At 41.3% G+C, this 22,444-nt stretch carries 25 protein-coding genes and 2 tRNA genes; 21 read left to right on the forward strand and 6 right to left on the reverse strand.

What is annotated here, in order from left to right:
• The first annotated feature begins 10 nt into the window (after nucleotides 1-10).
• Nucleotides 11-346, forward strand: coding sequence for a hypothetical protein (locus GKR92_13265; GenBank protein ID QMU62617.1), 336 nt, complete (start codon nucleotides 11-13; stop codon nucleotides 344-346).
• On the opposite strand, the gene GKR92_13270 is transcribed toward GKR92_13265, so the two are convergent.
• The 5 genes from GKR92_13270 to GKR92_13290 form a co-directional block, all read right to left on the reverse strand.
• Nucleotides 343-1,863: a hypothetical protein gene (locus GKR92_13270; GenBank protein ID QMU62618.1), complete on the reverse strand. Its 1,521-nt coding sequence runs from the start codon at nucleotides 1,861-1,863 to the stop codon at nucleotides 343-345. The genes GKR92_13265 and GKR92_13270 overlap by 4 nt on opposite strands.
• Nucleotides 1,864-1,916: 53 nt before the next feature.
• On the reverse strand, nucleotides 1,917-2,711 hold the full coding sequence (locus tag GKR92_13275; protein ID QMU62619.1) for an OmpA family protein: 795 nt from the start codon (nucleotides 2,709-2,711) through the stop codon (nucleotides 1,917-1,919).
• 269 nt (nucleotides 2,712-2,980) lie between these two features.
• Nucleotides 2,981-3,448: a MarR family transcriptional regulator gene (locus tag GKR92_13280; protein ID QMU62620.1), complete on the reverse strand. Its 468-nt coding sequence runs from the start codon at nucleotides 3,446-3,448 to the stop codon at nucleotides 2,981-2,983.
• 222 nt (nucleotides 3,449-3,670) lie between these two features.
• A tRNA-Arg gene (locus tag GKR92_13285) sits at nucleotides 3,671-3,747 on the reverse strand.
• Between the two features lie 121 nt (nucleotides 3,748-3,868).
• Nucleotides 3,869-3,955: transfer RNA gene (locus GKR92_13290), tRNA-Leu, on the reverse strand.
• Nucleotides 3,956-4,038: 83 nt separating this feature from the next.
• Here GKR92_13290 and queA point away from each other — a divergent pair.
• From queA to secF, 5 genes are all read left to right on the forward strand, one after another.
• Nucleotides 4,039-5,067: a tRNA preQ1(34) S-adenosylmethionine ribosyltransferase-isomerase QueA gene (queA, locus tag GKR92_13295; protein QMU62621.1), complete on the forward strand. Its 1,029-nt coding sequence runs from the start codon at nucleotides 4,039-4,041 to the stop codon at nucleotides 5,065-5,067.
• Nucleotides 5,068-5,090: 23 nt separating this feature from the next.
• Nucleotides 5,091-6,218, forward strand: a complete 1,128-nt coding sequence (gene tgt, locus GKR92_13300) for a tRNA guanosine(34) transglycosylase Tgt (protein ID QMU62622.1) — start codon at nucleotides 5,091-5,093, stop codon at nucleotides 6,216-6,218.
• A gap of 34 nt (nucleotides 6,219-6,252) precedes the next feature.
• Nucleotides 6,253-6,579, forward strand: coding sequence for a preprotein translocase subunit YajC (yajC, locus tag GKR92_13305; protein QMU62623.1), 327 nt, complete (start codon nucleotides 6,253-6,255; stop codon nucleotides 6,577-6,579).
• Nucleotides 6,580-6,654: 75 nt separating this feature from the next.
• Nucleotides 6,655-8,514, forward strand: coding sequence for a protein translocase subunit SecD (secD, locus tag GKR92_13310; GenBank protein QMU62624.1), 1,860 nt, complete (start codon nucleotides 6,655-6,657; stop codon nucleotides 8,512-8,514).
• A gap of 4 nt (nucleotides 8,515-8,518) precedes the next feature.
• Nucleotides 8,519-9,457, forward strand: a complete 939-nt coding sequence (gene secF, locus GKR92_13315; protein ID QMU62625.1) for a protein translocase subunit SecF — start codon at nucleotides 8,519-8,521, stop codon at nucleotides 9,455-9,457.
• 3 nt (nucleotides 9,458-9,460) lie between these two features.
• Here the strand turns inward: secF and GKR92_13320 are convergent, their stop codons facing one another.
• Nucleotides 9,461-10,249 (reverse strand): inositol monophosphatase, encoded by a 789-nt coding sequence (locus tag GKR92_13320; protein QMU62626.1) that lies wholly within the window; start codon nucleotides 10,247-10,249, stop codon nucleotides 9,461-9,463.
• A gap of 137 nt (nucleotides 10,250-10,386) precedes the next feature.
• Between GKR92_13320 and GKR92_13325 the strand changes: the two genes are divergently transcribed.
• The 15 genes from GKR92_13325 to GKR92_13395 all read left to right on the forward strand — a co-directional run bounded on the left by GKR92_13325 (nucleotide 10,387) and on the right by GKR92_13395 (nucleotide 22,444).
• Nucleotides 10,387-11,139, forward strand: coding sequence for a TrmJ/YjtD family RNA methyltransferase (locus GKR92_13325; protein QMU62809.1), 753 nt, complete (start codon nucleotides 10,387-10,389; stop codon nucleotides 11,137-11,139).
• Nucleotides 11,140-11,311: 172 nt separating this feature from the next.
• Nucleotides 11,312-11,782 carry an Rrf2 family transcriptional regulator gene (locus tag GKR92_13330; protein ID QMU62627.1) on the forward strand — a complete coding sequence of 157 codons (471 nt, stop codon included), beginning with the start codon at nucleotides 11,312-11,314 and terminating at the stop codon, nucleotides 11,780-11,782.
• A 38-nt stretch (nucleotides 11,783-11,820) separates the two neighbouring features.
• Nucleotides 11,821-13,044 carry an IscS subfamily cysteine desulfurase gene (locus GKR92_13335; protein ID QMU62628.1) on the forward strand — a complete coding sequence of 408 codons (1,224 nt, stop codon included), beginning with the start codon at nucleotides 11,821-11,823 and terminating at the stop codon, nucleotides 13,042-13,044.
• Nucleotides 13,045-13,104: 60 nt separating this feature from the next.
• Nucleotides 13,105-13,509, forward strand: a complete 405-nt coding sequence (gene iscU / locus GKR92_13340; GenBank protein QMU62629.1) for a Fe-S cluster assembly scaffold IscU — start codon at nucleotides 13,105-13,107, stop codon at nucleotides 13,507-13,509.
• 15 nt (nucleotides 13,510-13,524) lie between these two features.
• The gene (gene iscA / locus GKR92_13345) at nucleotides 13,525-13,848 is read left to right on the forward strand and encodes an iron-sulfur cluster assembly protein IscA (GenBank protein QMU62630.1); all 324 of its coding nucleotides are present in this window, start codon (nucleotides 13,525-13,527) and stop codon (nucleotides 13,846-13,848) included.
• Between the two features lie 67 nt (nucleotides 13,849-13,915).
• A complete protein-coding gene (hscB, locus tag GKR92_13350) occupies nucleotides 13,916-14,458 on the forward strand; it encodes a Fe-S protein assembly co-chaperone HscB (GenBank protein QMU62631.1) in 543 nt (180 codons plus the stop codon).
• A 6-nt stretch (nucleotides 14,459-14,464) separates the two neighbouring features.
• Entirely contained in the window at nucleotides 14,465-16,375 is a 1,911-nt protein-coding gene (hscA, locus tag GKR92_13355) for a Fe-S protein assembly chaperone HscA (protein QMU62632.1), read from the forward strand.
• Between the two features lie 22 nt (nucleotides 16,376-16,397).
• Nucleotides 16,398-16,736, forward strand: a complete 339-nt coding sequence (fdx, locus tag GKR92_13360; GenBank protein QMU62633.1) for an ISC system 2Fe-2S type ferredoxin — start codon at nucleotides 16,398-16,400, stop codon at nucleotides 16,734-16,736.
• Between the two features lie 25 nt (nucleotides 16,737-16,761).
• The gene (gene iscX, locus GKR92_13365) at nucleotides 16,762-16,962 is read left to right on the forward strand and encodes a Fe-S cluster assembly protein IscX (GenBank protein QMU62634.1); all 201 of its coding nucleotides are present in this window, start codon (nucleotides 16,762-16,764) and stop codon (nucleotides 16,960-16,962) included.
• A 211-nt stretch (nucleotides 16,963-17,173) separates the two neighbouring features.
• Nucleotides 17,174-17,638 (forward strand): nucleoside-diphosphate kinase, encoded by a 465-nt coding sequence (locus GKR92_13370; protein ID QMU62635.1) that lies wholly within the window; start codon nucleotides 17,174-17,176, stop codon nucleotides 17,636-17,638.
• Nucleotides 17,635-18,783 (forward strand): 23S rRNA (adenine(2503)-C(2))-methyltransferase RlmN, encoded by a 1,149-nt coding sequence (gene rlmN / locus GKR92_13375; protein ID QMU62636.1) that lies wholly within the window; start codon nucleotides 17,635-17,637, stop codon nucleotides 18,781-18,783. The genes GKR92_13370 and rlmN overlap by 4 nt, the downstream gene beginning before the upstream one ends.
• Complete coding sequence (pilW, locus tag GKR92_13380; GenBank protein QMU62637.1) at nucleotides 18,774-19,556, forward strand: type IV pilus biogenesis/stability protein PilW; 783 nt, start codon at nucleotides 18,774-18,776, stop codon at nucleotides 19,554-19,556. The genes rlmN and pilW overlap by 10 nt, the downstream gene beginning before the upstream one ends.
• Nucleotides 19,534-20,478 (forward strand): DUF4115 domain-containing protein, encoded by a 945-nt coding sequence (locus GKR92_13385; protein QMU62638.1) that lies wholly within the window; start codon nucleotides 19,534-19,536, stop codon nucleotides 20,476-20,478. Before pilW ends, GKR92_13385 begins: the two co-directional genes overlap by 23 nt.
• A 33-nt stretch (nucleotides 20,479-20,511) precedes the next feature.
• A complete protein-coding gene (gene hisS, locus GKR92_13390; protein QMU62639.1) occupies nucleotides 20,512-21,801 on the forward strand; it encodes a histidine--tRNA ligase in 1,290 nt (429 codons plus the stop codon).
• Nucleotides 21,802-21,820: 19 nt separating this feature from the next.
• Nucleotides 21,821-22,444 carry a tetratricopeptide repeat protein gene (locus GKR92_13395; protein ID QMU62640.1) on the forward strand — a complete coding sequence of 208 codons (624 nt, stop codon included), beginning with the start codon at nucleotides 21,821-21,823 and terminating at the stop codon, nucleotides 22,442-22,444.

Here is a 22,444-nt window from a genome sequence, read left to right on the forward strand (position 1 = left end):
GGAGAGGGCAATGCAAGAACCTGGATTAGGTCTAGAAGAAAGAATTGTTAAATTAGAACGAATCATGTCTACCATGCGTATCGCAATTATTGTACTAGTTGGTTTCATGATGTACGACACATTAGCGCCGGAAACTGGCTCAAATATTATTTTTGCAGATAAAATAAAATCTAGACAGTTTGTGTTGCTTGGTCCAGGTGATGAAGCTATTGGCTATTGGGACTACAAGGATACCAAAGGTTTGAAACTGTTCTCTAAAGAGGGTGATCACGTTATTGTGAGCCCCGATGCCGTTACATTTTACCAGGACAAATTGAATCCTGAAGTTAAATCTAAATACGATTAATCAATTTTTTGACCATACTTTTGTTTATACAGCCTTTTTGACTGGCTCACCCATTTGTCTCGATTGATACGGTCTGGGAAGCTTCCAAGTGTAGTGGCTAAGGTTTCTATATCTGCAGCTTTCAAGCGTCCTAATTGTTCGTATGAATACACGCCAAACGCATTAAGCTTGCCCTCCATAACGGGGCCTATACCCTTTACAACTTGAAGATCATCTTTAACTTTAGCGGCTGCAATTTTTAGGCCTTTTGCAGGTGCTTTTAGCCCAGCAGCACGTTTTGCAGCAGGTTTAGATGCTTTCGATTGTTTTTTCTTAGCAGGCTTTGGGCGAGTTGGTTTTGGCGTAGGGATAGTTTTCGTGTTTAATTTACTTTTGAAGGCTTCAATAGTGTGTTCATGCTCACGCAACATGGACTGATCAAGTCGTGAAGTTTGTAGGTCGCTTTCAAGGGTTGCTAATTTTCCTTTGTACTCTTGAACTGCAGCAGCGCTTGATGCGAGTGCTCGGTTATCTGCGGTACGTATTTGTTCACGAAGATCATCTATTACTGCATCTTTTTCCTCGCAAGTGTCGACGAACACACGTTCTTTTTCGCTAGATTCAAGTTTTATTTCATTAATTTGTTTATAAGTGCGACCCAAGACATTATTTTTACTGGTTCCAGCAAGCCGAACTTTATCCATGAAGCGATTAAATTTATTGTCGTTGCTTGGTGTCTCTAGTGGAGTTAGCTCATCGATGCGTTTCATCAAGCTTTGTAGTTCAGCTTGGTTGCTAGCATTTTGTTCAGCCAAATCTTTATTACGCTGTTTTTGAACAGCCGTTATTTCGGTTTGTGATTTGTTTTTAAATGCATGTAACTCTGCTTTAGCACCGCTGGCCTGTTGTTCTAGCATTGGATGTATTTCGCGCATGCTAGCCGTGTCCACACGATCCCGTCTCCACTTGCTTTGCACCTGTCCGATCATGCCATGCAAGCCGCGAACATCATTTTCTGAATTAGTAACTTTGTCGTTGAGGTTTTGTACTTTGACAATCATGTCATCGAGTCTGAATTTATACGGCTCTTGATCCGTAACGTGCTTATTTAGACGTTTGATTTTTTGATTAGCATCCGCATGCATGTCTACATACTGGCAAGCTAAATTTTCAAAATCATTTCGTTCGCTAAGGGTTGTCTGATACTTATGTTGAAGATTTTTAACCCAAGTTTGATGAATGGGTAGCAGCTTGGCTTTTTTTAATGTTGACTGCCAACGTGAAGTCATCAGTATTAAGTCGCCGCTTTGGCGATCGTATTTTGATTGGATATCGCCGTATTGGTTTTTATAGTTAATTGCTTGCTTTTTTGTATTTTCTAGTTCTGTTGCCTGGGTATTTATTTTAGATTCTAGGCTGCTACGTAATTCGGCTAAATCGCGGTTGCAGGTGCAGCGGCGTATAAACCATCCTATTGCTGCACCGATGGCGGCAGCTGCTAGCAAATAAAGTAGTAATTCATTTAGTAAATAGCTCATGGTTATGGTCTCGTGATTTAATTCTCTGTAGGATTTATTGTCTTTAGACTTAGTTATTTCCGGCTTACAGCAAACTCAATGCGTCGATTAAGTGCGCGGCCTTTTGCAGAACCGTTGTCAGCAATCGGTAAAGTTTCGCCGAAGCCTGTAGCGGTAAGGCGTTCAGTTTGAATTCCAGCGGCGGCAATGTAGTTTAAAACGGCTTGTGCGCGTTGCTGGCTAAGTTCAAAATTCAAACTGTCGTCACCAACGTTATCGGTGTGGCCTTCAATAACCGCATCAAATTCTGTGTGTTCGGTTAATACATTCACCACATCATCCAGAATTAATTTGCCTTGCAGGGTAATTTCGTTGCTGCCAAATAAGAAAGTTATGCCTGATAGATCTAACGTTTTTAATAATTCTTCGACAGCTTCAACTAGAACTTCAGGTTCGGGTTTAATTTCAGGCGCAAGAACAACTTGTGGCTCGGGAGTTGGTTTAGGTACAGGCTCAGGGGCTATTTCTGGTTCAGGTGCAACTTCAATAATTTTTGTTTGTGATATCCTGAGTTGATTGTCGACTAAACGTATACCAGGTAAAGTCGCAACAATTTGTTCGATCTCCTGAGAGCGACTTACACTCACAACAATTCCAGTTAGCGTTGCATCTCGTCCATCCACGTTAACCACTGCGCCGCCAATTTGATGATCTTTAAGTAGCTGATTGCTACGGATGCTCAAGTTGTTTTCAATGTATTCTGCTTTGCTATCTCTTGCGTACCAATATAAAGCGGTAAGGCCAGCAATGCCTAAAATAAAAGGCATTAACATGCAAAAAGTACAATGATTTGTACGTTGGTCAGTCATGGTTAGTAATAATTTTTATAGTTTTACAACAGTCAGAAACTAGCATTTCTCAACCCTAGGTAAGTATTGCTTGATAGCCATAAATTCGCAAACAAAATTGTACAAATCTAAATAATGTTTTGTATCAAGTCGCATAAATTACACGCACATTATCCTTATATATTTAAAGGTAATGTCTCGTAATGGAAGTAATATTTGCACGATAAATCCAATCTTGGGTTTATCGTTAGGGTTGTGTCAGATCAAAATTTACGAATTTGCTAAATTTTTTATGCGGGCACTTGTGCTCTAGGAGTGGGAATATTCTCAGAAAGTTTTTTAATTAAGGCAACAAAATTTTTGTTTTCTGCGGCAGAGAGATCTGTAAGTACTCTTTTGTAAGCTTTGTCCATCAGATCAACTCCAAATTTGGCAATTTGTTCACCATTAGAGGTGAGCTCGATGTCTACGACTCTTCGGTCAAAAGGGTTATGTGAGCGCCGAATACATTCCTTGTCTTCAAGTTGATCTAGATAACGGCTAACTGTGGCACGTTCGATCATTAATTCATCGGCAAGTTTTGCGGGAGTAAAAATAGACTTAGAAGAAATTGCATGAATGAGCCGCCATTGGTTGAATTTCAATCCATAGCTGTCTAATTCTTTATTTAGCGTGGCCCGCGTGAATGAATTTAATCTGTCTGCAAACGAGATAATCAGTGGTAAGGCCGAATCATCATGGCTGTTTATTTCATTCATGGTTTGTGTGCGATTAACTTTGTTAAATCAAGGGTTTATTAATAACACACTCTGCATGCCACCGGCGTTGATAGCTAATTGAAATTACGATTGTTCACAGTTTAAATTTATTATAATTAACGATTGTTAATTAAAGAGGTGGTTAATACGGATAGATGTCGCCTCAAGTTGGGGTCGAGCCACCCTGTAATGGAATTTAGTCTAACTATGAGTTGATGCTAATGGTGCCCCGAGTAGGAGTCGAACCTACGACCTTCCCCTTAGGAGGGGGACGCTCTATCCAGCTGAGCTATCGGGGCAGATAAAACAAGATAAAGAGAATGCGTGGCTGTACAACAATTAAATTTACGACTAATTCCGTCGCAAAAGATTAACTAAAGCCACAGAATTATGCTATTTACAAAAAGTATGTGCTAGCACTGGTGCCGAGGGAGAGAATCGAACTCTCACTATGTTTCCATAACCGGATTTTGAATCCGGCGCGTCTACCAGTTCCGCCACCCCGGCAAGTCTGTGCCCACACGGTGTCTAGTGTAGCGCAAATTGATAAGCTAGCAAGAACTTAGCAAAGCATTGATTAAGAATACATTGTGAAAATAAGCCAGTTTGACTATCACCTTCCAGAGAAGTTGATTGCGCAAGAACCATTATCAGAACGTACTGCAAGTCGTCTGTTGCATTTTAATGCACATGCAACAGTTTTTAATGATTTGCAATTCACAGATATATTGAGCTTGTTACAGCCAAATGATTTGTTGGTGCTGAATGACACTAAGGTTATTCCTGCTCGCATGTACGGTGAAAAAGCATCCGGTGGGAAAGTAGAGTTTTTATTAGAAAGGATAATGGATTCGCATACTGTTTTAGCGCAACTCAAAGCAAGTAAGAGTCCAAAGATAGGTGCTGAAATCTTTTTTGCGGAAAATATAAAAGCGGTTGTGCATGGTCGTCAGGATAATTTTTTTGTACTAGATTTTGATGAAGCAACGAATGTTGAAAGTTTACTAGAAGATTACGGTCGCATGCCATTGCCACCCTATATTCAGCGTGAACCTAGGAAAAGCGATAGTGAGCGTTATCAAACCGTATTTGCTAATTATAAAGGTGCGGTTGCGGCTCCGACAGCAGGTTTGCATTTTGATCATAAAATTTTAAAAGCTTTACAGCAAAAAGGTATTCAGTCTGCAAATGTTACATTACATGTTGGTGCAGGAACCTTTCAGCCAGTTCGAGAAGATGATATTAAGGCGCATAAGATTCATGCAGAAAAAGTTATCGTTGCTGAGGAAGTGTGCGAAAAAATTTCTGTGTGCAAGCAACAGGGTGGTCGGGTTATTGCGGTTGGGACAACAGTGACTAGGGCTTTAGAGTCTGCTGCACAAAGTGGAAAACTGGAGCCGTATGAAATGGATACAAGTTTATTTATTTATCCAGGATATAAATTTAATGTAATCGATGCGTTGATCACAAATTTCCACTTGCCTAAATCTACATTACTGATGTTAGTAAGTGCATTTGCTGGATACGAAACGGTAATGTCCGCATATCAACATGCGGTTACAGAGAAATACCGTTTTTATAGTTATGGTGATGCTATGTTTATAGAAAGCTCTTGCTAATAAATAGAGAATGAAAGCTAATCATGGACTTTAAAGTATCAGCAACGGATGGTACTGCACGCCTTGGGCAGTTGTCGTTTACTCGTGGCATGGTGGACACACCAGCATTTATGCCAGTGGGTACTTATGGCACGGTGAAAGCGATGACACCGGAAGAACTGCAAGGTCTTGGTGCGCAGATGATTTTGGGCAACACATTCCATCTTATGTTGCGGCCAGGTATGCAAGTGATCGAGCAGTTTCATGGTTTACATGATTATATGCATTGGCAGGGTCCAATTTTGACAGACTCGGGTGGATTTCAAGTCTTTAGTTTGGCGACGATGCGGAAAATGTCAGAAGAGGGCGTGTCTTTTCAGTCGCCTGTTGATGGCGCCAAAGTTTTTCTAAGTCCAGAATCAGCTATTCAAATTCAACAAACATTAAATTCGGATGTGATTATGGTGTTGGATGAATGCACTGCGCATCCAGCCACTCATGAGCAGGCTAAAGCTTCCATGCAGTTATCCATGCGGTGGGCCAAGCGCTGTAAAGAGGCACATGGTTCTAACCATGGTTCTAGTCAAGGTGCTTTATTTGGAATTGTGCAAGGGGGCATGCACCGTGATTTGCGAGAACAGTCGGCAGACGAATTGCTGAATATCGGTTTTGACGGTTATGCGATAGGCGGGCTTGCAGTAGGGGAGCAGGCCATTGAGCGCGAAGCCATGCTGGATATCACTCTGCCATTTTTACCCAATGATAAGCCTCGATATTTAATGGGAGTGGGCAAACCAGCCGATATTGTTGAAGCTGTGCGCAGAGGAGTGGATATGTTTGATTGTGTGATTCCTACTCGTAATGCCCGCACTGGCTTCTTGTATACAGGTAAAGGTGTGCTAAAAATCAGAAATAGTCGGTTCAATGATGATGCGAGGCCGATTGATGAGGCATGTGGATGCTATACGTGTCAGCACTATTCGCGCTCATATCTTCGCCATTTAGACAAATGTGGTGAAATACTGGGCCTCAGGCTGAATACCATTCATAATTTATACTACTATCAGACCTTAATGCGTGAGCTGCGCCAAGCCATCTCGAAGGGTGCGCTTCAAACTTATATAGAAGAGTTTTATCGTTTACAGTCGCACAGCACAGAGACTGTGGCATAATACGCCGCTTCGAATTTGAGTCAGTACCTATAATATGTTTTTGATATCAGACGCTATGGCTGAAGGAGCGGCAGGACCTGCAGGCGGAGGCTATGAAATGTTCATCATGATTGGCATTTTCTTTGCCATCATGTATTTCATGATAATTCGTCCACAGCAAAAGCGAGCCAAAGAACACCAAAATCTTATTGGCTCACTTTCTAAAGGGGATGAAGTGGAAACAACCGGCGGTATGCTTGGCAAAATTGCTAAAGTTGGAGATAACTCACTGCATATAGAAATTGCAGAGGGCGTTACCGTTAAACTGCAAAAAAATTCAATTTCTAAAGTGCTGCCTAAAGGTTCACTTAAACAAGATTGACCAAGCAAAGTTTAAAGTACGTTTCAAACCCACTAACTAATAACTATAAAGGCTAGGTAAAAGACCGTGGTTCCAATGAATCATTATCCACTGTGGAAATATCTGCTGATCTTATTTATCGTAGCAGCGGCTGCATTGTATGCATTGCCTAATCTATACCCCAATGTCCCTGCGGTACAAATTTCTCACGAATCTGGAGAATTAAGCGATACAACATTGAATGTTGTAAAAGAAGCGCTTACTAAGAAAGGCGTTGTTGTTCAGGGTGAAGAGCAGCAAGACGGCCGAATCTTGTTGCGTTTCGAAGATACTGAAAAACAACTCCAGGCTTCTGAAATAACAAAAGATGCTTTGGATGGTCAGCATATCGTTGCATTAAATTTAGCATCGGATACTCCAGGTTGGTTAAGAGGCTTGGGTGCTTCTCCGATGAATCTCGGATTGGATTTGCGCGGTGGAGTGCATTTTCTTTTGCAGGTTGATATGGCAGCGGCTAAAGAGAAATCTATTAATAACTATGTTTCATCTTTTAGAACCTCGTTGCGTGAAGCTAAACAAAAGCGTTTTTCTGTAACACAAAGTAAAGATAAAGTAAGTGTTAAGTTTAGAGATACTGAAAGCAAGGCGGCAGGTTTAGAGGCTTTACGAAAAGAATATAACAATGAGCTTATATTTGATGAGAGTAGTGAAGGTGGTGATTATTTCGTAACTGCAAAAATAAGTGAAGATGCAGCGAAAGAAATCCAGTCCTTAGCCATTCAGCAAAATATTCAAACTCTGCGTAATCGTGTAAACGAATTAGGTGTTGCAGAACCTGTGATTCAGCAGCAAGGTGCTGAGCGCATTGTTGTGCAACTTCCTGGTGTGCAAGATACTGCTCAAGCTAAAGAAATTTTAGGTGCAACGGCTACGGTTGAATTTCGCATGGTGGATGAACAAAACGATCCATTTGCAGCGGCAGAAACAGGGCGAGTACCTGTGGGTTCTGTTTTGTATTACGAGCGTGACAGTAAAAATCCAATTTTATTAAAGCGTAGCGTGATGCTAACGGGTGATCGCATCATTAATGCTAATTCTGGTTATGATGAAAATGGTTCACCGGCAGCAATAATCACTTTAGATGGGCAGGGTGCAAGTCGTTTTAGCAAAGTAACCGGTGAAAATATTAAAAAACTCATGGCGGTTGTATTTATTGATAATAAATCTATAACTGTAGATAAAGATGGTGAGAAAGTTAGAAAAACCGTTAAGAGTGAAGAGGTAATTAACGTAGCTCGAATTCAAGAACAGTTAAGCAAGCGCTTCCAAATTGAAGGTTTAGATTCAACTCATGAAGCGCTTAAGCTTTCACTACTATTACGTGCAGGTGCACTAGCTGCGCCAGTAGAGATTGTTGAAGAGCGCACCGTAGGGCCAAGCTTAGGTAAGCAAAATGTTGAGTTAGGTAAAAAATCTATATTAATTGGTTTGGTTTTGGTGATGATATTTATGCTTTTTTACTACAAGGTATTTGGTTTTGCGGCTAACATTGCTTTGGCGGCTAACTTAGTTTTAATTATTGGAATCATGTCTCTAATTCCTGGTGCGACGCTTACGCTTCCCGGTATTGCAGGCATTGTGTTAACAGTAGGTATGGCTGTGGATGCTAATGTTCTGATCTTTGAACGAATACGTGAAGAATTACGAAATGGTAATTCGCCGCAAGCAAGTATTCATTCTGGTTATGCAAAGGCATTGTCTACAATTGCTGATGCCAATATCACCACATTAATTGCAGCAGTAGTTCTATTCGTATTTGGTACAGGGCCTATTAAAGGATTCGCAGTAACATTGTCCATTGGGATCGTATGCTCAATGTTTACTGCCATTATGGGAACGCGCGCATTAGCTAATTTATATTACGGCAATAAAAAATCTCCTTCGCTTTCAATCTAAATTTATGCAACTTCTAAAAAATAATCTCAATTTTGATTTCATGGGTAAGCGCAAGCTTGCTTTAATAATTTCATTAATTTTAATAATAATTTCTATCGCTGCGATGGTAACGCGAGGGTTGAACTTAGGTATCGACTTTACAGGTGGTACCTTAGTTGAGGTCGGTTATGCGGAGTCTGTAGAGCTTGAGCCAGTGCGACAGGCGTTAGCCTCAAGTGGTTATGATGATGCTATCGTGCAACATTTTGGAACTACGAAAGATGTTCTGATTCGATTGCCTGTAACGGATAAGGATGCTGATAAAGCGGCATTAAGTAATCGAGTGCTAGATTCGCTCGTTTCTACCGGTGCTCCCGAGATGCGTCGTGTTGAATTCGTTGGCCCACAAGTGGGCGATGAATTGCGTGATAAAGGTGGTTTAGCCATGCTGTATGCCTTGGTTGGCATACTTATTTATGTCGCTTTACGTTTTGAGTGGCGCTTTTCCTTAGGCTCGGTTGCCGCATTGATTCATGACGTGATTATAGTGGTTGGCTTTTTTTCCATTACCCAGATTGAATTTGATCTAACGGTGCTTGCGGCATTGCTTGCGGTAATTGGTTACTCACTCAACGACACAATTGTGGTATTTGATCGAATACGTGAGAACTTTAGACGTCTTCGTAAAGCGACCTCTGAAGGTGTGTTGAATACTTCAATTAACCAGACTTTGTCACGAACTTTGATGACATCGATTACTACCTTGCTAGTGTTGGCAGCGTTGTTTGTTTTTGGTGGTGAAGTGATCCATTCATTTTCTATCGCACTAATCGTAGGCGTGATTGTTGGTACGTACTCTTCAATTTACGTAGCCGGCTCTGCATTGCTAGCGCTTGATGTAAGCAAAGAAGATCTAATGCAGGCAGAAGTAGAAAATCCTAACGAAGATGGTAGTCAGGTATAATTTTTAGTTAACCTTATTTAGGCTTTGTAAAATCTGACGAAATATTTTCGTATTCGCGGCCACAATATTTCCAGTTTCTAAATGTGTGTGTCCGCCTTCCGGGTCACCAACTAAGCCTCCGGCTTCTTGGATGATTAAGCACCCAGCAGCGATATCCCAAGTATTTAAACCAAATTCCCAAAAGCCATCTACACGTCCTGCTGCAACATAAGCAAGGTCGAGCGCTGCAGACCCAGCGCGGCGAATGCCAGAAGTTTGCAGCATGATATCTTTAAGTGACGTCATATAAGTATCGATGTTTTGGTTTTCTTTATACGGAAACCCGGTTGCCAATAATGCGCCATCAAAACTAGGTAATTTAGAAACCCTAATTTTTCTATCATTTAATGAAGCGCCATTGCCGCGACCCGCGCAAAATAATTCATCTTTAAACGGATCATAAATTACCGCAACTTCCAGTCGATCATTGTGCTTAAGTGCTATTGATACTGAATAATGGGGAAAGCCACGTAAGAAGTTGGTCGTGCCATCTAATGGGTCGATGATCCACTGATATTCATCATCTTTGCCGCTAAACCTTGAACCTGATTCTTCGGCAAGAATTCCATGCTGGGGGTAGACGCGATGGATTACATTAATGATTTCTTGTTCTGCTTGTAGATCCACTTCGCTTACAAAGTCATTCTTTTCTTTTGTTTTAATATTTAGCGAATGAACACGAGACATATTGCGAAAAATAATTTTCCCGGCCTCGCGCGCAGCTTCGATTGCAATGTTTAAAGTGGCTTGCATGATGAGTAGGTATAGCTAGTGTATGAAAAAATTTAGCCCAGCATAGCACTGACTGATAAATTACGTATACTTCACTAGAAAAATATCTCTTCTGATCATTTCGAATTTTAATTATAAAAGTGAACAAGCCTAATCAAATCAAAATCGTTTTGGTCGAACCCTCTCATCCAGGGAATATTGGTGCGGCAGCGCGTGCAGCTAAAACCATGTGTATTGAAAATTTAGTACTCGTTAATCCTGAAAAATTTCCAAGTGGAGAAGCAAGAGCGCGTTCAACGGGTGCAATAGATGTGCTTGAGCGAGCAGTTGTGTGTGACACTCTCAAGGAGGCGATTGCGGATTGCACTTTTGTAGTAGGTGCAAGTGCGCGTGAACGAGGATTGCAGTGCCCAGAAATCAAGCCAGATAAAGTGGGGGCAAGGGTATGGCAAGAACTTGAGCAAGGTAATGTGGCGATAGTATTTGGACGCGAAAGTAGTGGTCTTACCAATGAAGAGTTAGATCAATGTCATTATTTAACAACGATTCCGGCGAATTGGGAATTTAGTTCGTTAAACTTAGCATCTGCCGTACAAGTTATTAGTTACGAAATTTATAGTGCATATCTAAAAAAATCTTCTACTAATAAAACAACATATGATGGTATTGAGTCTGGTAAGGATGTGGATCCATTGGCAACCGTAGAGCAATTAGAAAACTTGTTTGAGCATATGCAGCAAGTGCTACAGGAAATTGAGTTTTTTGACCCCAAGCAGCCTAAGTTGTTGATGCGTCGATTGCGCCATCTTTATAGCCGAGCTCGGCCCACATTGGTAGAAACCAACATTCTGCGTGGCATCCTCAGCGCCGTACAAAAGGTTAGGCGCCAGACGAAGTCACTGGATAAATGAGCCTCTAATACCTTGTTTTTAAAAAGGTATTTAATTTTCTATCTTATTTCCCACTACCTTGGGGATAGTGCCGTTTATAGCTCACCTCCCTATAATACCTGAGTGATCTACTGGGTTATTTGTTATACTACAACCCTGGTATATGGGTTAAGCATGACGAGGATAGCGCACCATGAAATTGAGCACTAAAGGGCGATACGCAGTGACTGCTATGTTTGATATAGCATTGCATCATCAAACGGGTCCGGTTTCGCTGTCAGATATAGCAGATCGACAAGGCATATCGTTGTCGTATTTAGAGCAATTGTTCACGCGATTACGCCAGCAGGGTTTAGTAAAAAGTACCCGTGGTCCAGGTGGTGGTTATTCGCTAGCGGTTGATTCAAAACAGATCGCTATCTCAGATGTAATCGATGCAGTTGATGAAAGCGTTGATGCTACCCGTTGTGGTGGTAAAGCAGATTGCCAAAATCATCAACGATGTTTGACGCATGACCTGTGGGAAAACTTGAGTGGTGAAATAAGAAGCTACCTCTCTAATATCAGTCTTGCACAAGCGGTGAGTGATTTAAGCGTGCGTGAAGTAGCGAATCGCCAAGATTTAAACAACAATCATCAGGTGCACCGAGTTGAATTTAGCTAACAGAATTTATTAAAGTAAGGTTATTTAAGGAAACAAAAGTGACAGACGTACAAGTGCCAATTTATCTAGACTACAGCGCGACCACGCCAGTAGATGAGCGTGTTGCGAAAGCGATGATGGATTGTTTAACCAAAGAAGGAAATTTTGGAAATCCGGCTTCACGTAGTCATGTGTTTGGATGGGACGCAGACAAAGCGGTTGAGGAAGCGCGCAATAATGTTGCTGCGTTGATTAATGCAAATCCAAAAGAAATTGTTTGGACTAGTGGTGCAACAGAGTCAGATAATTTGGCTATTAAAGGTGCTGCACATTTTTATCAAAAGAATGGCAAGCACATTATTACTTGTAAAACTGAGCATAAGGCTGTGTTAGATACATGTCGCCAACTTGAGCGCGAAGGTTTTGAAGTTACGTATTTAGAGCCGCGTGATAACGGTCTGGTGGACCTAGAGGTTTTAAAAGCAGCAATTCGTGATGACACTGTTTTGATTTCTATCATGCATGTCAACAATGAAATTGGTGTAATTCAAGATATTAAAGCGATTGGTGAAATTACTCGCGAACGCAAAATAATTTTTCATGTAGATGCGGCGCAAAGTCCTGGCAAAGCACCAGTTGATGTAGAAGACATGAATGTAGATTTAATGAGCTTGTCGGCACATAAAGTATATGGCCCAAAAGGAATTGGTGCTTTGTATGTGCGCAGAAAACCACGTGTACGCATCGAAGCGCAAATTCATGGTGGCGGGCATGAACGCGGCATGCGTTCGGGTACTCTAGCAACCCATCAAATTGTCGGTATGGGTGAGGCGTTCCGTATTGCTAAAGAAGAAATGGCAGTAGACAACGAGCGAATTTTGATGCTGCGTAACAGATTATTAAATGGTCTAAAAGATATGGAAGAGCTCTATATCAATGGCGACTTAGAGCAGCGTATACCAGGCAACCTGAATGTTAGCTTCAACTATGTGGAAGGCGAGAGTTTGATCATGGCATTGAAAGATATTGCGGTATCTTCCGGGTCTGCTTGTACAAGTGCTTCGCTTGAGCCAAGTTATGTATTACGTGCAATTGGTCGAGATGATGAGCTTGCGCATAGTTCACTTCGATTCACTATCGGCCGTTTCACTACAGTAGAAGAAGTAGATTTCGCTGTAGAGTTAATTCGAAATGCGGTGATTAAATTGCGTGACCTTTCGCCTTTGTGGGATATGTTTAAAGAAGGTATCGATCTTAAGTCGATTGAATGGGCCGCACATTAACGTTAGAAATTGAAATTTATAATTAAGAGTATAATTAGGAAATATTAGGAGATAATAGCCATGGCATACAGTGACAAAGTTTTAGATCACTATGAAAATCCACGCAATGTAGGGTCTTTTGAAAAAGATGATCCAACCGTTGGTACTGGTATGGTAGGTGCGCCTGCTTGTGGTGATGTGATGAAATTGCAAATTAAAGTGGGTGATGATGGTGTTATTGAAGATGCTAAGTTTAAAACTTACGGTTGCGGTTCTGCGATTGCTTCGTCTAGCTTATTAACCGAGTGGGTTAAAGGTAAGACCCTTGATCAAGCAAGTGAAATCAAAAATACAGATATTGCGGAAGAGCTTGCACTTCCCCCAGTTAAAATTCACTGCTCAGTATTAGCTGAAGATGCAATTAAAGCGGCTATTACCGATCTTAAGTCTAAAGCAGACGGGCAAGACCAAAAGAAGATTGCATAAATAGAGTTAATTAAAATGTCTATTTCACTAACCGATAGCGCAGCAACACATGTAAAAAATTACCTTGATAAACGAGGTAAAGGTGTAGGTGTGCGTTTGGGCGTCAAGACAACTGGCTGTTCAGGAATGGCCTATACCATTGAATTTGCTGATCAAGTAGAAAATGAAGACCAGGTTTTTGAAGATAAAGGTGTAAAAGTTATTATCAATCCTAAAAGCATGGTCTACCTAAGCGGTACGGAATTAGATTTTACGCGTGAAGGTTTGAATGAAGGATTTAAATTCACTAACCCGAATGAAAAAGATCGGTGTGGGTGTGGCGAAAGTTTTAGTGTTTAGTAGATAATATTTATACCTGCCTGCAGCGATAATGCTGCTTCTTAAGACAATCTAATAATTCATAACAATGAATATCGATCTTACTCGAAACTTTTTCGAGCTATTTGGGTTTGCAGAAAGCTTTTCGATAGACCAAGAACAATTAGCCGAAAAATATCGTTCTTTCCAAAGCGAGCTGCATCCTGATCGATTTGCTAATGCGAGTGATCAAGAGCGTCGTATATCTGTGCAAACTACTGCATATATCAATGAAGCCTATACAACTCTAAAAAGTGACTTAAAGCGCTCACATTATCTTTTAAAGTTAAGTGATGTTGAGTTCAATGCAGATACTGAAACATCAAGTGATAGTGAGTTTCTGATGCAAACTATGGAGCTGCATGAGCAGGTAGAAAGTGCAAGTGGTGCCGAAAATCCATTGGATGCGCTTGATGTTTTATCGAAACAACTTAAGCAACAGCAGCAGCAACTTGTTTCACAATTCTCTACTCAATTTATTGATGGTGAGCTTGGTGCAGCAAAAGAAACTGCATTAAAACTACAATTTTATGAGCGACTAACCAATCAAGTTCGCAAAAAACAAGAACAACACGAAGAAGAGCTTCTGTAATTAGTTATGGCATTGTTGCAAATATCTGAACCTGGTCAATCCACTGCTCCACATGAGCATAAGTTTGCAGCGGGTATAGATTTAGGCACGACAAATTCTCTCGTAGCTACTGTGCGCAGTGGGATTACCGAAACGCTTGCAGACGAAAATGGTGAGCATATTCTACCCTCGGTGGTACGTTACACCGCCAATGATAAAGCTATGGTGGGTGCTGAAGCGTTATCACATGCAACTACTGATCCCTTAAATACACTTGCTTCCGTAAAGCGCCTAATGGGCAGATCGGTGAGTGATCTATCCACACTTGAAGGATATCTACCTTATAAGTTTGTTGAGCACCAAGATGATCACAATGGTAATGTGCCCCGCATCGCTACTGTTGCGGGTGCAGTTACTGCAGTAGAGGTATCTGCTGAGATCTTAAAGAATTTGCGTGAGCGAGCTGAAGTAAGTTTGGGTGGTGACTTAGTAGGTGTGGTGATTACGGTACCAGCGTATTTTGATGACGCGCAACGCCAAGCAACCAAAGATGCCGCAACATTGGCAGGGTTAAATGTATTTCGCTTGCTTAATGAACCTACAGCGGCAGCCGTAGCTTATGGTTTAGATCAAAAAGCAGAAGGAATAACTGCGATATATGATTTAGGTGGAGGCACTTTTGATATTTCAATATTAAGGCTAACCAAAGGTGTATTTGAGGTTTTATCAACGGGTGGTGATACGGCCTTAGGTGGTGATGATTTTGATCGTGAAGTTGCGGCATGGCTATTAAACCTGGCGGGCGTAGAAGTTGATCAAGAAGCAACGGATAATCATCAAATGATGCGCAGAGTTATGAAAGAAGCGCGTCGCGTCAAAGAAGCTTTAAGTAGTGATGATGAGGTGCTTGTATGCGTTCAGCTAAATGATGTCAATAACTATGAAGTTACTTTGTCACGAAAGCAGTTTGAAACGTTAATCGGAACTCATATCAACAAGACCATTGCTTGGTGTCGCAAGACGATTCGAGAAGCTGAGATCGAGCCTGCAGAAGTTCAGCATGTGGTAATGGTCGGTGGTTCAACACGAACTCCGTATGTGCGTGAAAAAGTGGCTGAGTTTTTTGATAAGCCACCGTTAACCGATATTGATCCAGATAAGGTGGTAGCTATCGGTGCGGCTCAGCAAGCCGATAAGCTTGCGGGTAATAATCCTGATGAAGAAATGTTGTTATTAGATGTTTTGCCGCTGTCTTTAGGAATTGAGACGATGGGTGAGCTGGTTGAGAAAATAATTGACCGTAATACGGTTATCCCCGTGACCATGGCGCAAAAATTTACGACCTTTAAAGATGGTCAAACGGCAATGCGAGTACATGTATTGCAAGGCGAACGCGAAAAAGTCGCAGATTGTCGCTCTTTGGCCACGTTTGATTTAACAGATATCCCACCAAGAGTGGCAGGAGCAGCACATATTAAAGTTACCTTTCAGGTAGATGCAGACGGCTTGCTGAGTGTGAGTGCAGAAGAAGAAAGCAGTGGTGCGCGCGCCAGTGTCGAAGTTAAACCTTCGTATGGTCTTACGGATGCTGAAATTGAGGGTATGTTAAAAGAATCATTTACGCATGCTGAAGATGATAAGCATGTTCGTCAGCTAGCTGAGCAACAAGTAGAAGCAGATCGTGTATTGGAAGCATTGAGGTCAGCATTAGATAAAGATGGTGATTTATTAACTAAAGATGAAATAGCCAAAATTGAACAGGCTAAAAGTGTATTGTTGAAAGCGCGCCACAGTAGCAGTGAAGGTGATGATGGTGAAAGTATTATGCAAGCCATAAAAGACTTAGAGATCGAAAGTGAAGAGTTTATTGCGCGCCGTATGAATAGTAGTGTGCAGAAAGTAATGAAAGGTCATCGTGTTGAAGAATTTGACCAATAAAATTTAAAACAAGAGTTTAGTAATGCCAACGATTAAAATAATGCCTCATGAAGAAATTTGCCCAGAGGGTAAACTTATAAAAGTTGAGTCCGGTATCAGTATATGTGATGCGGCTTTGTCAAATGATATTGATATTGAGCATGCCTGTGAAAAATCTTGCGCTTGTACAACTTGCCATGTGTATGTGCGTGAGGGGCTAGATTCACTTGCGGAGGCAGAAGAGAATGAAGAAGACTACTTGGATAAGGCATGGGGTTTGGAGCCAGATTCGCGATTAAGCTGCCAAGCGATAGTGGGGAATGAGGATTTGGTGATAGAGATTCCGAAATACACCATAAACATGGTCTCGGAAAACCACTAAGAAAAACGCATTTGAGGATATGTTAATGGAACTAAAATGGACCGACTCGTTAGATATCGCTATAGCTTTGGATGAGGCGCACCCTGATGTAGACCCAAAATATATACGGTTTACGGACCTACACACCTGGATTTGTGCTTTGGAAGAGTTTCAGGATGACCCAGAATCATCTAACGAGAAGATCCTCGAGGCTATTCAAATGGCGTGGCTAGATGAGAGAGATTAAACCGGGTTTCGTTGCCATTCTGTAAATGTGGAATCACCGTCAGACAGCTGGACGATTTCGCATCCTTTCCGTCCCTTCAGGGCATTGCTTCCCGCTACTCTCAAGGAGTAGAATTCACTGAAAAATCAGGGAAAATTACGTTAAATCAATTCGTAAGCCCAAATAGTTAGATTTCATATTAATTAATATTGCGACCTAGGAGTTTTTTCATATGGCAATGGAACGCACTTTGTCCATCATCAAGCCTGATGCTGTTCAAGATAATGTAATTGGAAAAATAGAAGCACAGATAGAAGGTGCTGGCCTATCAATCATCTCAGTAAAAATGACGCGCATGAGCAGAAAGCAAGCTGCCGAATTTTATAATGTTCACAAGGGTAAAGATTTTTATGATTACCTAATTGAGTTTATGACTTCAGGTCCTGCAATTGTGCAAGTACTGGAAGGTGAAGATGCAATTAAAAAATATCGCAAAGTAATGGGTGCGACTATGTTTGGCGAAGCTGAGCCTGGAACGATACGCGCAAATTTTGCAACTTCAAATGCGCATAATGCAGTTCATGGTTCTGATTCCGTAGAAAATGCGCAGCTTGAAATAGGTTTCTTTTTTCCTGAGAGACAAATTTATCCTCGCAAAAATGAAGCAAGAAAGTCAGCTCTAGAATCCGTAGCATGAAATTAACTCAACAGAAAACAACTGTTCAAAACTTGATGGGTATGCCGTGCCAAGATCTTGAACAATATTTTTCTGTAATAAGAGAAAAACCTTTTCGTGCCACTCAAGTTATGAAGTGGACGCATCAACAAGGTATTACTGATTATGAGCATATGACTAATCTTAGTAAATCACTACGAGATTGGTTAAGCGAAAATGCTCAGATGCAATTGCCTGAGATGCTAAGTGAAGAAGTGTCAACCGACGGCACACGTAAATGGCTGTTGCGTGTAGACAATAAAAATGCAGTTGAAACCGTATACATCCCTGAAGATGATAGAGCCACGCTTTGTGTGTCTTCTCAAGTGGGTTGCGTATTGGACTGTACTTTTTGTGCAACTGCGAGACAAGGTTTTGCGGGTAACCTTAGTTCGGCTCAAATAATTGCGCAGTTATGGTTTGCAGAGCATCGTTTGCGCAAACAACTGAATAAAACGCGCGTCATCAGTAATGTTGTGTTCATGGGTATGGGTGAGCCACTGGCAAATTTTGACAATGTAGTTAAAGCTATACAGATTATGATGGATGATAATGCTTATGGCTTAGGTAAGCGAAAAGTTACTGTAAGCACCTCTGGGTTGGTGCCGAAGATTGATAAATTAAGAGAAGCATTGGATGTAAGTTTGGCGGTATCGTTGCATGCACCAAATGATGAAGTCCGAAATCAGCTTGTGCCGTTAAATCGACGTTATCCAATTTCTGAATTGATCAGCGCATGTCATCGCTTTTTAGAAGACAAGCATCGCAAGCACAGTATTACATTTGAGTATGTTATGTTGGATCAAGTGAATGATCAGCCTGAGCATGCTAAACAATTAGTAAAAGTAATTCAGGCTTTGCCTTCGAAGGTAAATCTCATTCCATTTAACTCATTTCCTAACTCGGGTTATCAGCGTTCAAGCGATAAGGCGATTGAGAAATTTAGAGATATATTGCAAGCTGCCGGGATCACGACAATTACACGCCGGCCACGCGGTGAAGATATTGCGGCCGCTTGTGGGCAATTAGCGGGTGACATTCAAGACCAAGCTAAACGTAAACGTCATTATGAAAAGCTTTACGAGGCGGATTTACTAAAGCATAAAGTTGAGGTCGCATGCGCATAATGTTACGTACGTTATTTGTTTTAAGCATACTGCTAATATTGCTGTCTGCATGTACAACGTCTAATATTGATGCTCCTTTGTCCGAAAATCAAAAAGCTGCAGAAATTAATATTCAGCTCGGTGTGCGTTATTTGGCTAAGGGCGAATTTAAGTTGGCAGATGAAAAATTACGTCGCGCACTTAAGCAAGATCCAAGATCAGCCACTGCACACTGGGTATTTGCTTTATTGCAAGAAAGATTGGGCGAGAACGATGAGGCTGAGAAACATTTCCGTAAAGCCATCTCCTTGGACCCGAAAGATTCGAAAGCACATAATAATTATGGGACCTTCTTGTGTAACCAAGATAGAGTTCTTGAGGCAGAAAAAGAATTTCTCAACGCAGTTGAAAATCCTTTATACAGTGAAGCTTCTTCTGCTTACGCTAATGCGGGCACCTGTTTTTTAAAAGTACCTGATAAAGTGAAAGCTGAAGAGTATTTCCAAAAATCCTTAGAAAAAAATGCCTCGCAGCGTTCTGCTTTGTATCAGATGGGTTTGATCTCGTTTGAACGTCAGGAATACGAACAAGCATCATTTTATTTCCAAAAGTATGAAAGTGTAGCGAAGCATAATTCGCAATCTTTGTGGATGGCTTATCAAACCGAAGTAAGTCTCGGTAATCCAGGTAAAGCAGAAAATTATGCGCATCAATTAAAAAGATCATTTCCCGCTTCGCAAGAGGCAAGATTGTTAGCAGAAAGTTATTGGAATGCAGGAAAGAAACAACAATAGCGAAACGCAGATAACAGCTAAAAAAAGCGTGAGCATTGGCGCGCTGTTATCTAATGCGCGTACTGCCATGGCGCTAAGCCAAGCAGATGTCGCGGAGCAGCTAAATTTACCAAAACATATAATCCAAGCAATCGAAGTGGATGATTATGAAAGCCTTCCTGAGTCCACATATATAAGAGGTTACTTGCGTAATTATGCTCGTGTAGTGGGTGTCAATGATGAAGGTTTGGTGAAGCTGTATTTTGATCAACATCATTTCGAACCCGTTGCAGAAGTTAATAGAAAGTCGAAGCAAAGTTATGACCCAGCCATTTTATGGAGTTCGGCGGCTGTGTTTAGCATACTAGTGGGGTTAGTGATTACCTGGTGGTTTGATGCTAATCAAATACCAGAACAAGGCGCTGAGCTTGTTAATAATAAAATCGAAATACATCGGGATAATGCAGAGGGGTCACTACTGGATAAGTCTTTAGCGGGTAATGACCAAGTGTCAGAAGTAAAAGTACCCAAGGAAAGATTTGTTACAGAGGCAAAATCCAAGTCTTCATTTTCTATAAGTGAAGCGGGGCAACGCGTTACCGGCTCGGATGAGGCAGTTACTGCTGACCAGCAGCAAGCGATGGAAGAAGCGTCTAGAAATCCTACTCTTGTTACCTCAATAGACGGCACACCGGTACTGACCGTAACGTATGTGGAAAAAAGCTGGACCGAAATCAGGGATGCTGATTCGAATACCTTAATACAAGGTTTGATTGAACCTGGAGTCGTGAGAAACTTAAGCGGTAAACCACCCTTTGAGATTTTTCTCGGTAATTCGCCCGGTGTAATAATTGAGGTTAATGGATTTTATTTTGATCATTCGCAATACAGCAGAAGCAACCGCACAGCACGATTTCAGGTATCGAACGGCTCACTCAATTAATTTTTCCTCTCCCGCAGAAAGTAATAGTTAAAAATGTCTAAGCGAATCCAATCCATTCGCGGTATGCATGATGTATTGCCGCCAGAAAGCGGTGTGTTACGTGCAATCGAGCATGCAACGCAAAGTGTTTTGCAACAATATGGTTATCAAGAAATACGTATGCCTCTGCTTGAGCAGACAGAGCTTTTTAAACGCTCTTTGGGAGAGGTAACCGATATTGTGGAAAAGGAAATGTATACTTTTGAGGATCGTAACGGCGATAGTTTGACATTGCGTCCTGAAGGTACTGCGAGTTGCGTACGAGCAGGCATCCAACATGGGTTTTTATATGCTCAGCCACAACGACTTTGGTATTGCGGACCGTTTTTCCGTCATGAGCGTCCTCAAAAAGGTCGATATCGTCAATTCCATCAACTTGGTGTAGAAACATTCGGTTTTGTTGGGCCAGATATTGATGCAGAGTTGATCATTTTAAGTGCCCATATGTGGAAGAAAATCAATCTTCCCATGCAGCCAAGATTAGAAATAAATAGTTTGGGTTCATCGCAAGCACGAAAGAAATATCGAGAAATACTTATCGCTTATTTGCAGCAATATGAAACCCAGCTTGATAACGAAGCCAAGCAACGCTTGCACACAAATCCGTTACGTATCTTAGATAGCAAAAATCCTGATTTACAAGAGATTATTCAAAATGCTCCGAGTTTGTTAGAACATTTAGATGCCGAATCAGCAGATCATTTTTTGCAATTACAAAAACGATTGGATGCTGCAAATATTACATACACCATAAATCCTCGTCTTGTGCGTGGTTTAGATTATTACAGCAAAACCGTATTTGAATGGATTGCTGAAGGGTTAGGTGCGCAAGCTACGATTTGTGCTGGAGGCCGATATGATGGTTTAGTGGATCAATTGGGTGGTAAACCATGCCCTGCTGCGGGTTTTGCGATTGGTTTAGAAAGACTGGCCTCATTACTGGAAGGCTCTCAGCAAGCTGATTCATTAGCAAATGCTTCTGATGTGGATGTCTATATGGTGCTCATGGGTGAGGAGGCTGAAATGGCTGGATTACAACTAGCAGACCAACTTCGCACACAGCTACCTATATCTTCTGTGGTAACAAATTGCGGTGGAGGTAGTATAAAATCACAGATGAAGCGAGCCGATAAGTCAAAAGCTAGGCTGGCTTTTATTTTGGGTGAGGATGAGCTGAAAAACCAAAATGTCACGGTGAAATACATGCGTGAAAAGCGTGACCAAGCAACGGTTTCACAGGGTGATGTACTGAATTTTTTAGATAGTTATTTAAATACGCAATAAATTAGGTAAGCAAGAAAATATGGCTGAGTACGAAACAGAAGAACAGCAGGTTGAAGCGCTAAAAGATTGGTGGAAGCAAAATGGTCTAGCAGTTATTGGTGGTGCAGTATTAGGTATTTCTGCGCTCATGGGCTGGCGTGGCTGGAATTGGCATCAAGAAAAGCAGGCGACTGAGGCTTCAGATATTTTCGCTGTAGTGCAAGAAGCGGTTAATAAGAATGATGTGAATGCTTTACAAGAGCAAACTAAAACGTTGCGAGATAATTATGCAGCTACACCTTATGCATCGCTGGCAGTTTTGCATCAAGCAAAAAATTTAACTGAGCAAGGCAATACTGATGCTGCGGAAGAAAGTTTGCGCTGGGTGTTAAATAACAGCAAACAAGAAACTGTGCAGAATGTTGCGCGTTTGCGCTTGGCCCGGCTTTTACTCGCAGACAATAAAGTTGATGAAGCTCAAGCTATGGTAGGTAGCGAAATGTCTGATGCCTATGCGTCATTAGCAAATGAAATTCGTGGCGATATTTTTGTAGCTAAAGGTGAAATTGAGCAAGCTAAAGAAGCTTATGATCAAGCCATGCAATCAGCTAGCGGTGACGGTGTAGAATACTTGCAACTTAAGCGCAATAATTTAGGCAGTTAA

It is taken from the genome of Gammaproteobacteria bacterium, from assembly GCA_014075255.1.
Classification (GTDB): Bacteria; Pseudomonadota; Gammaproteobacteria; order UBA4575; family UBA4575; genus JABDMD01.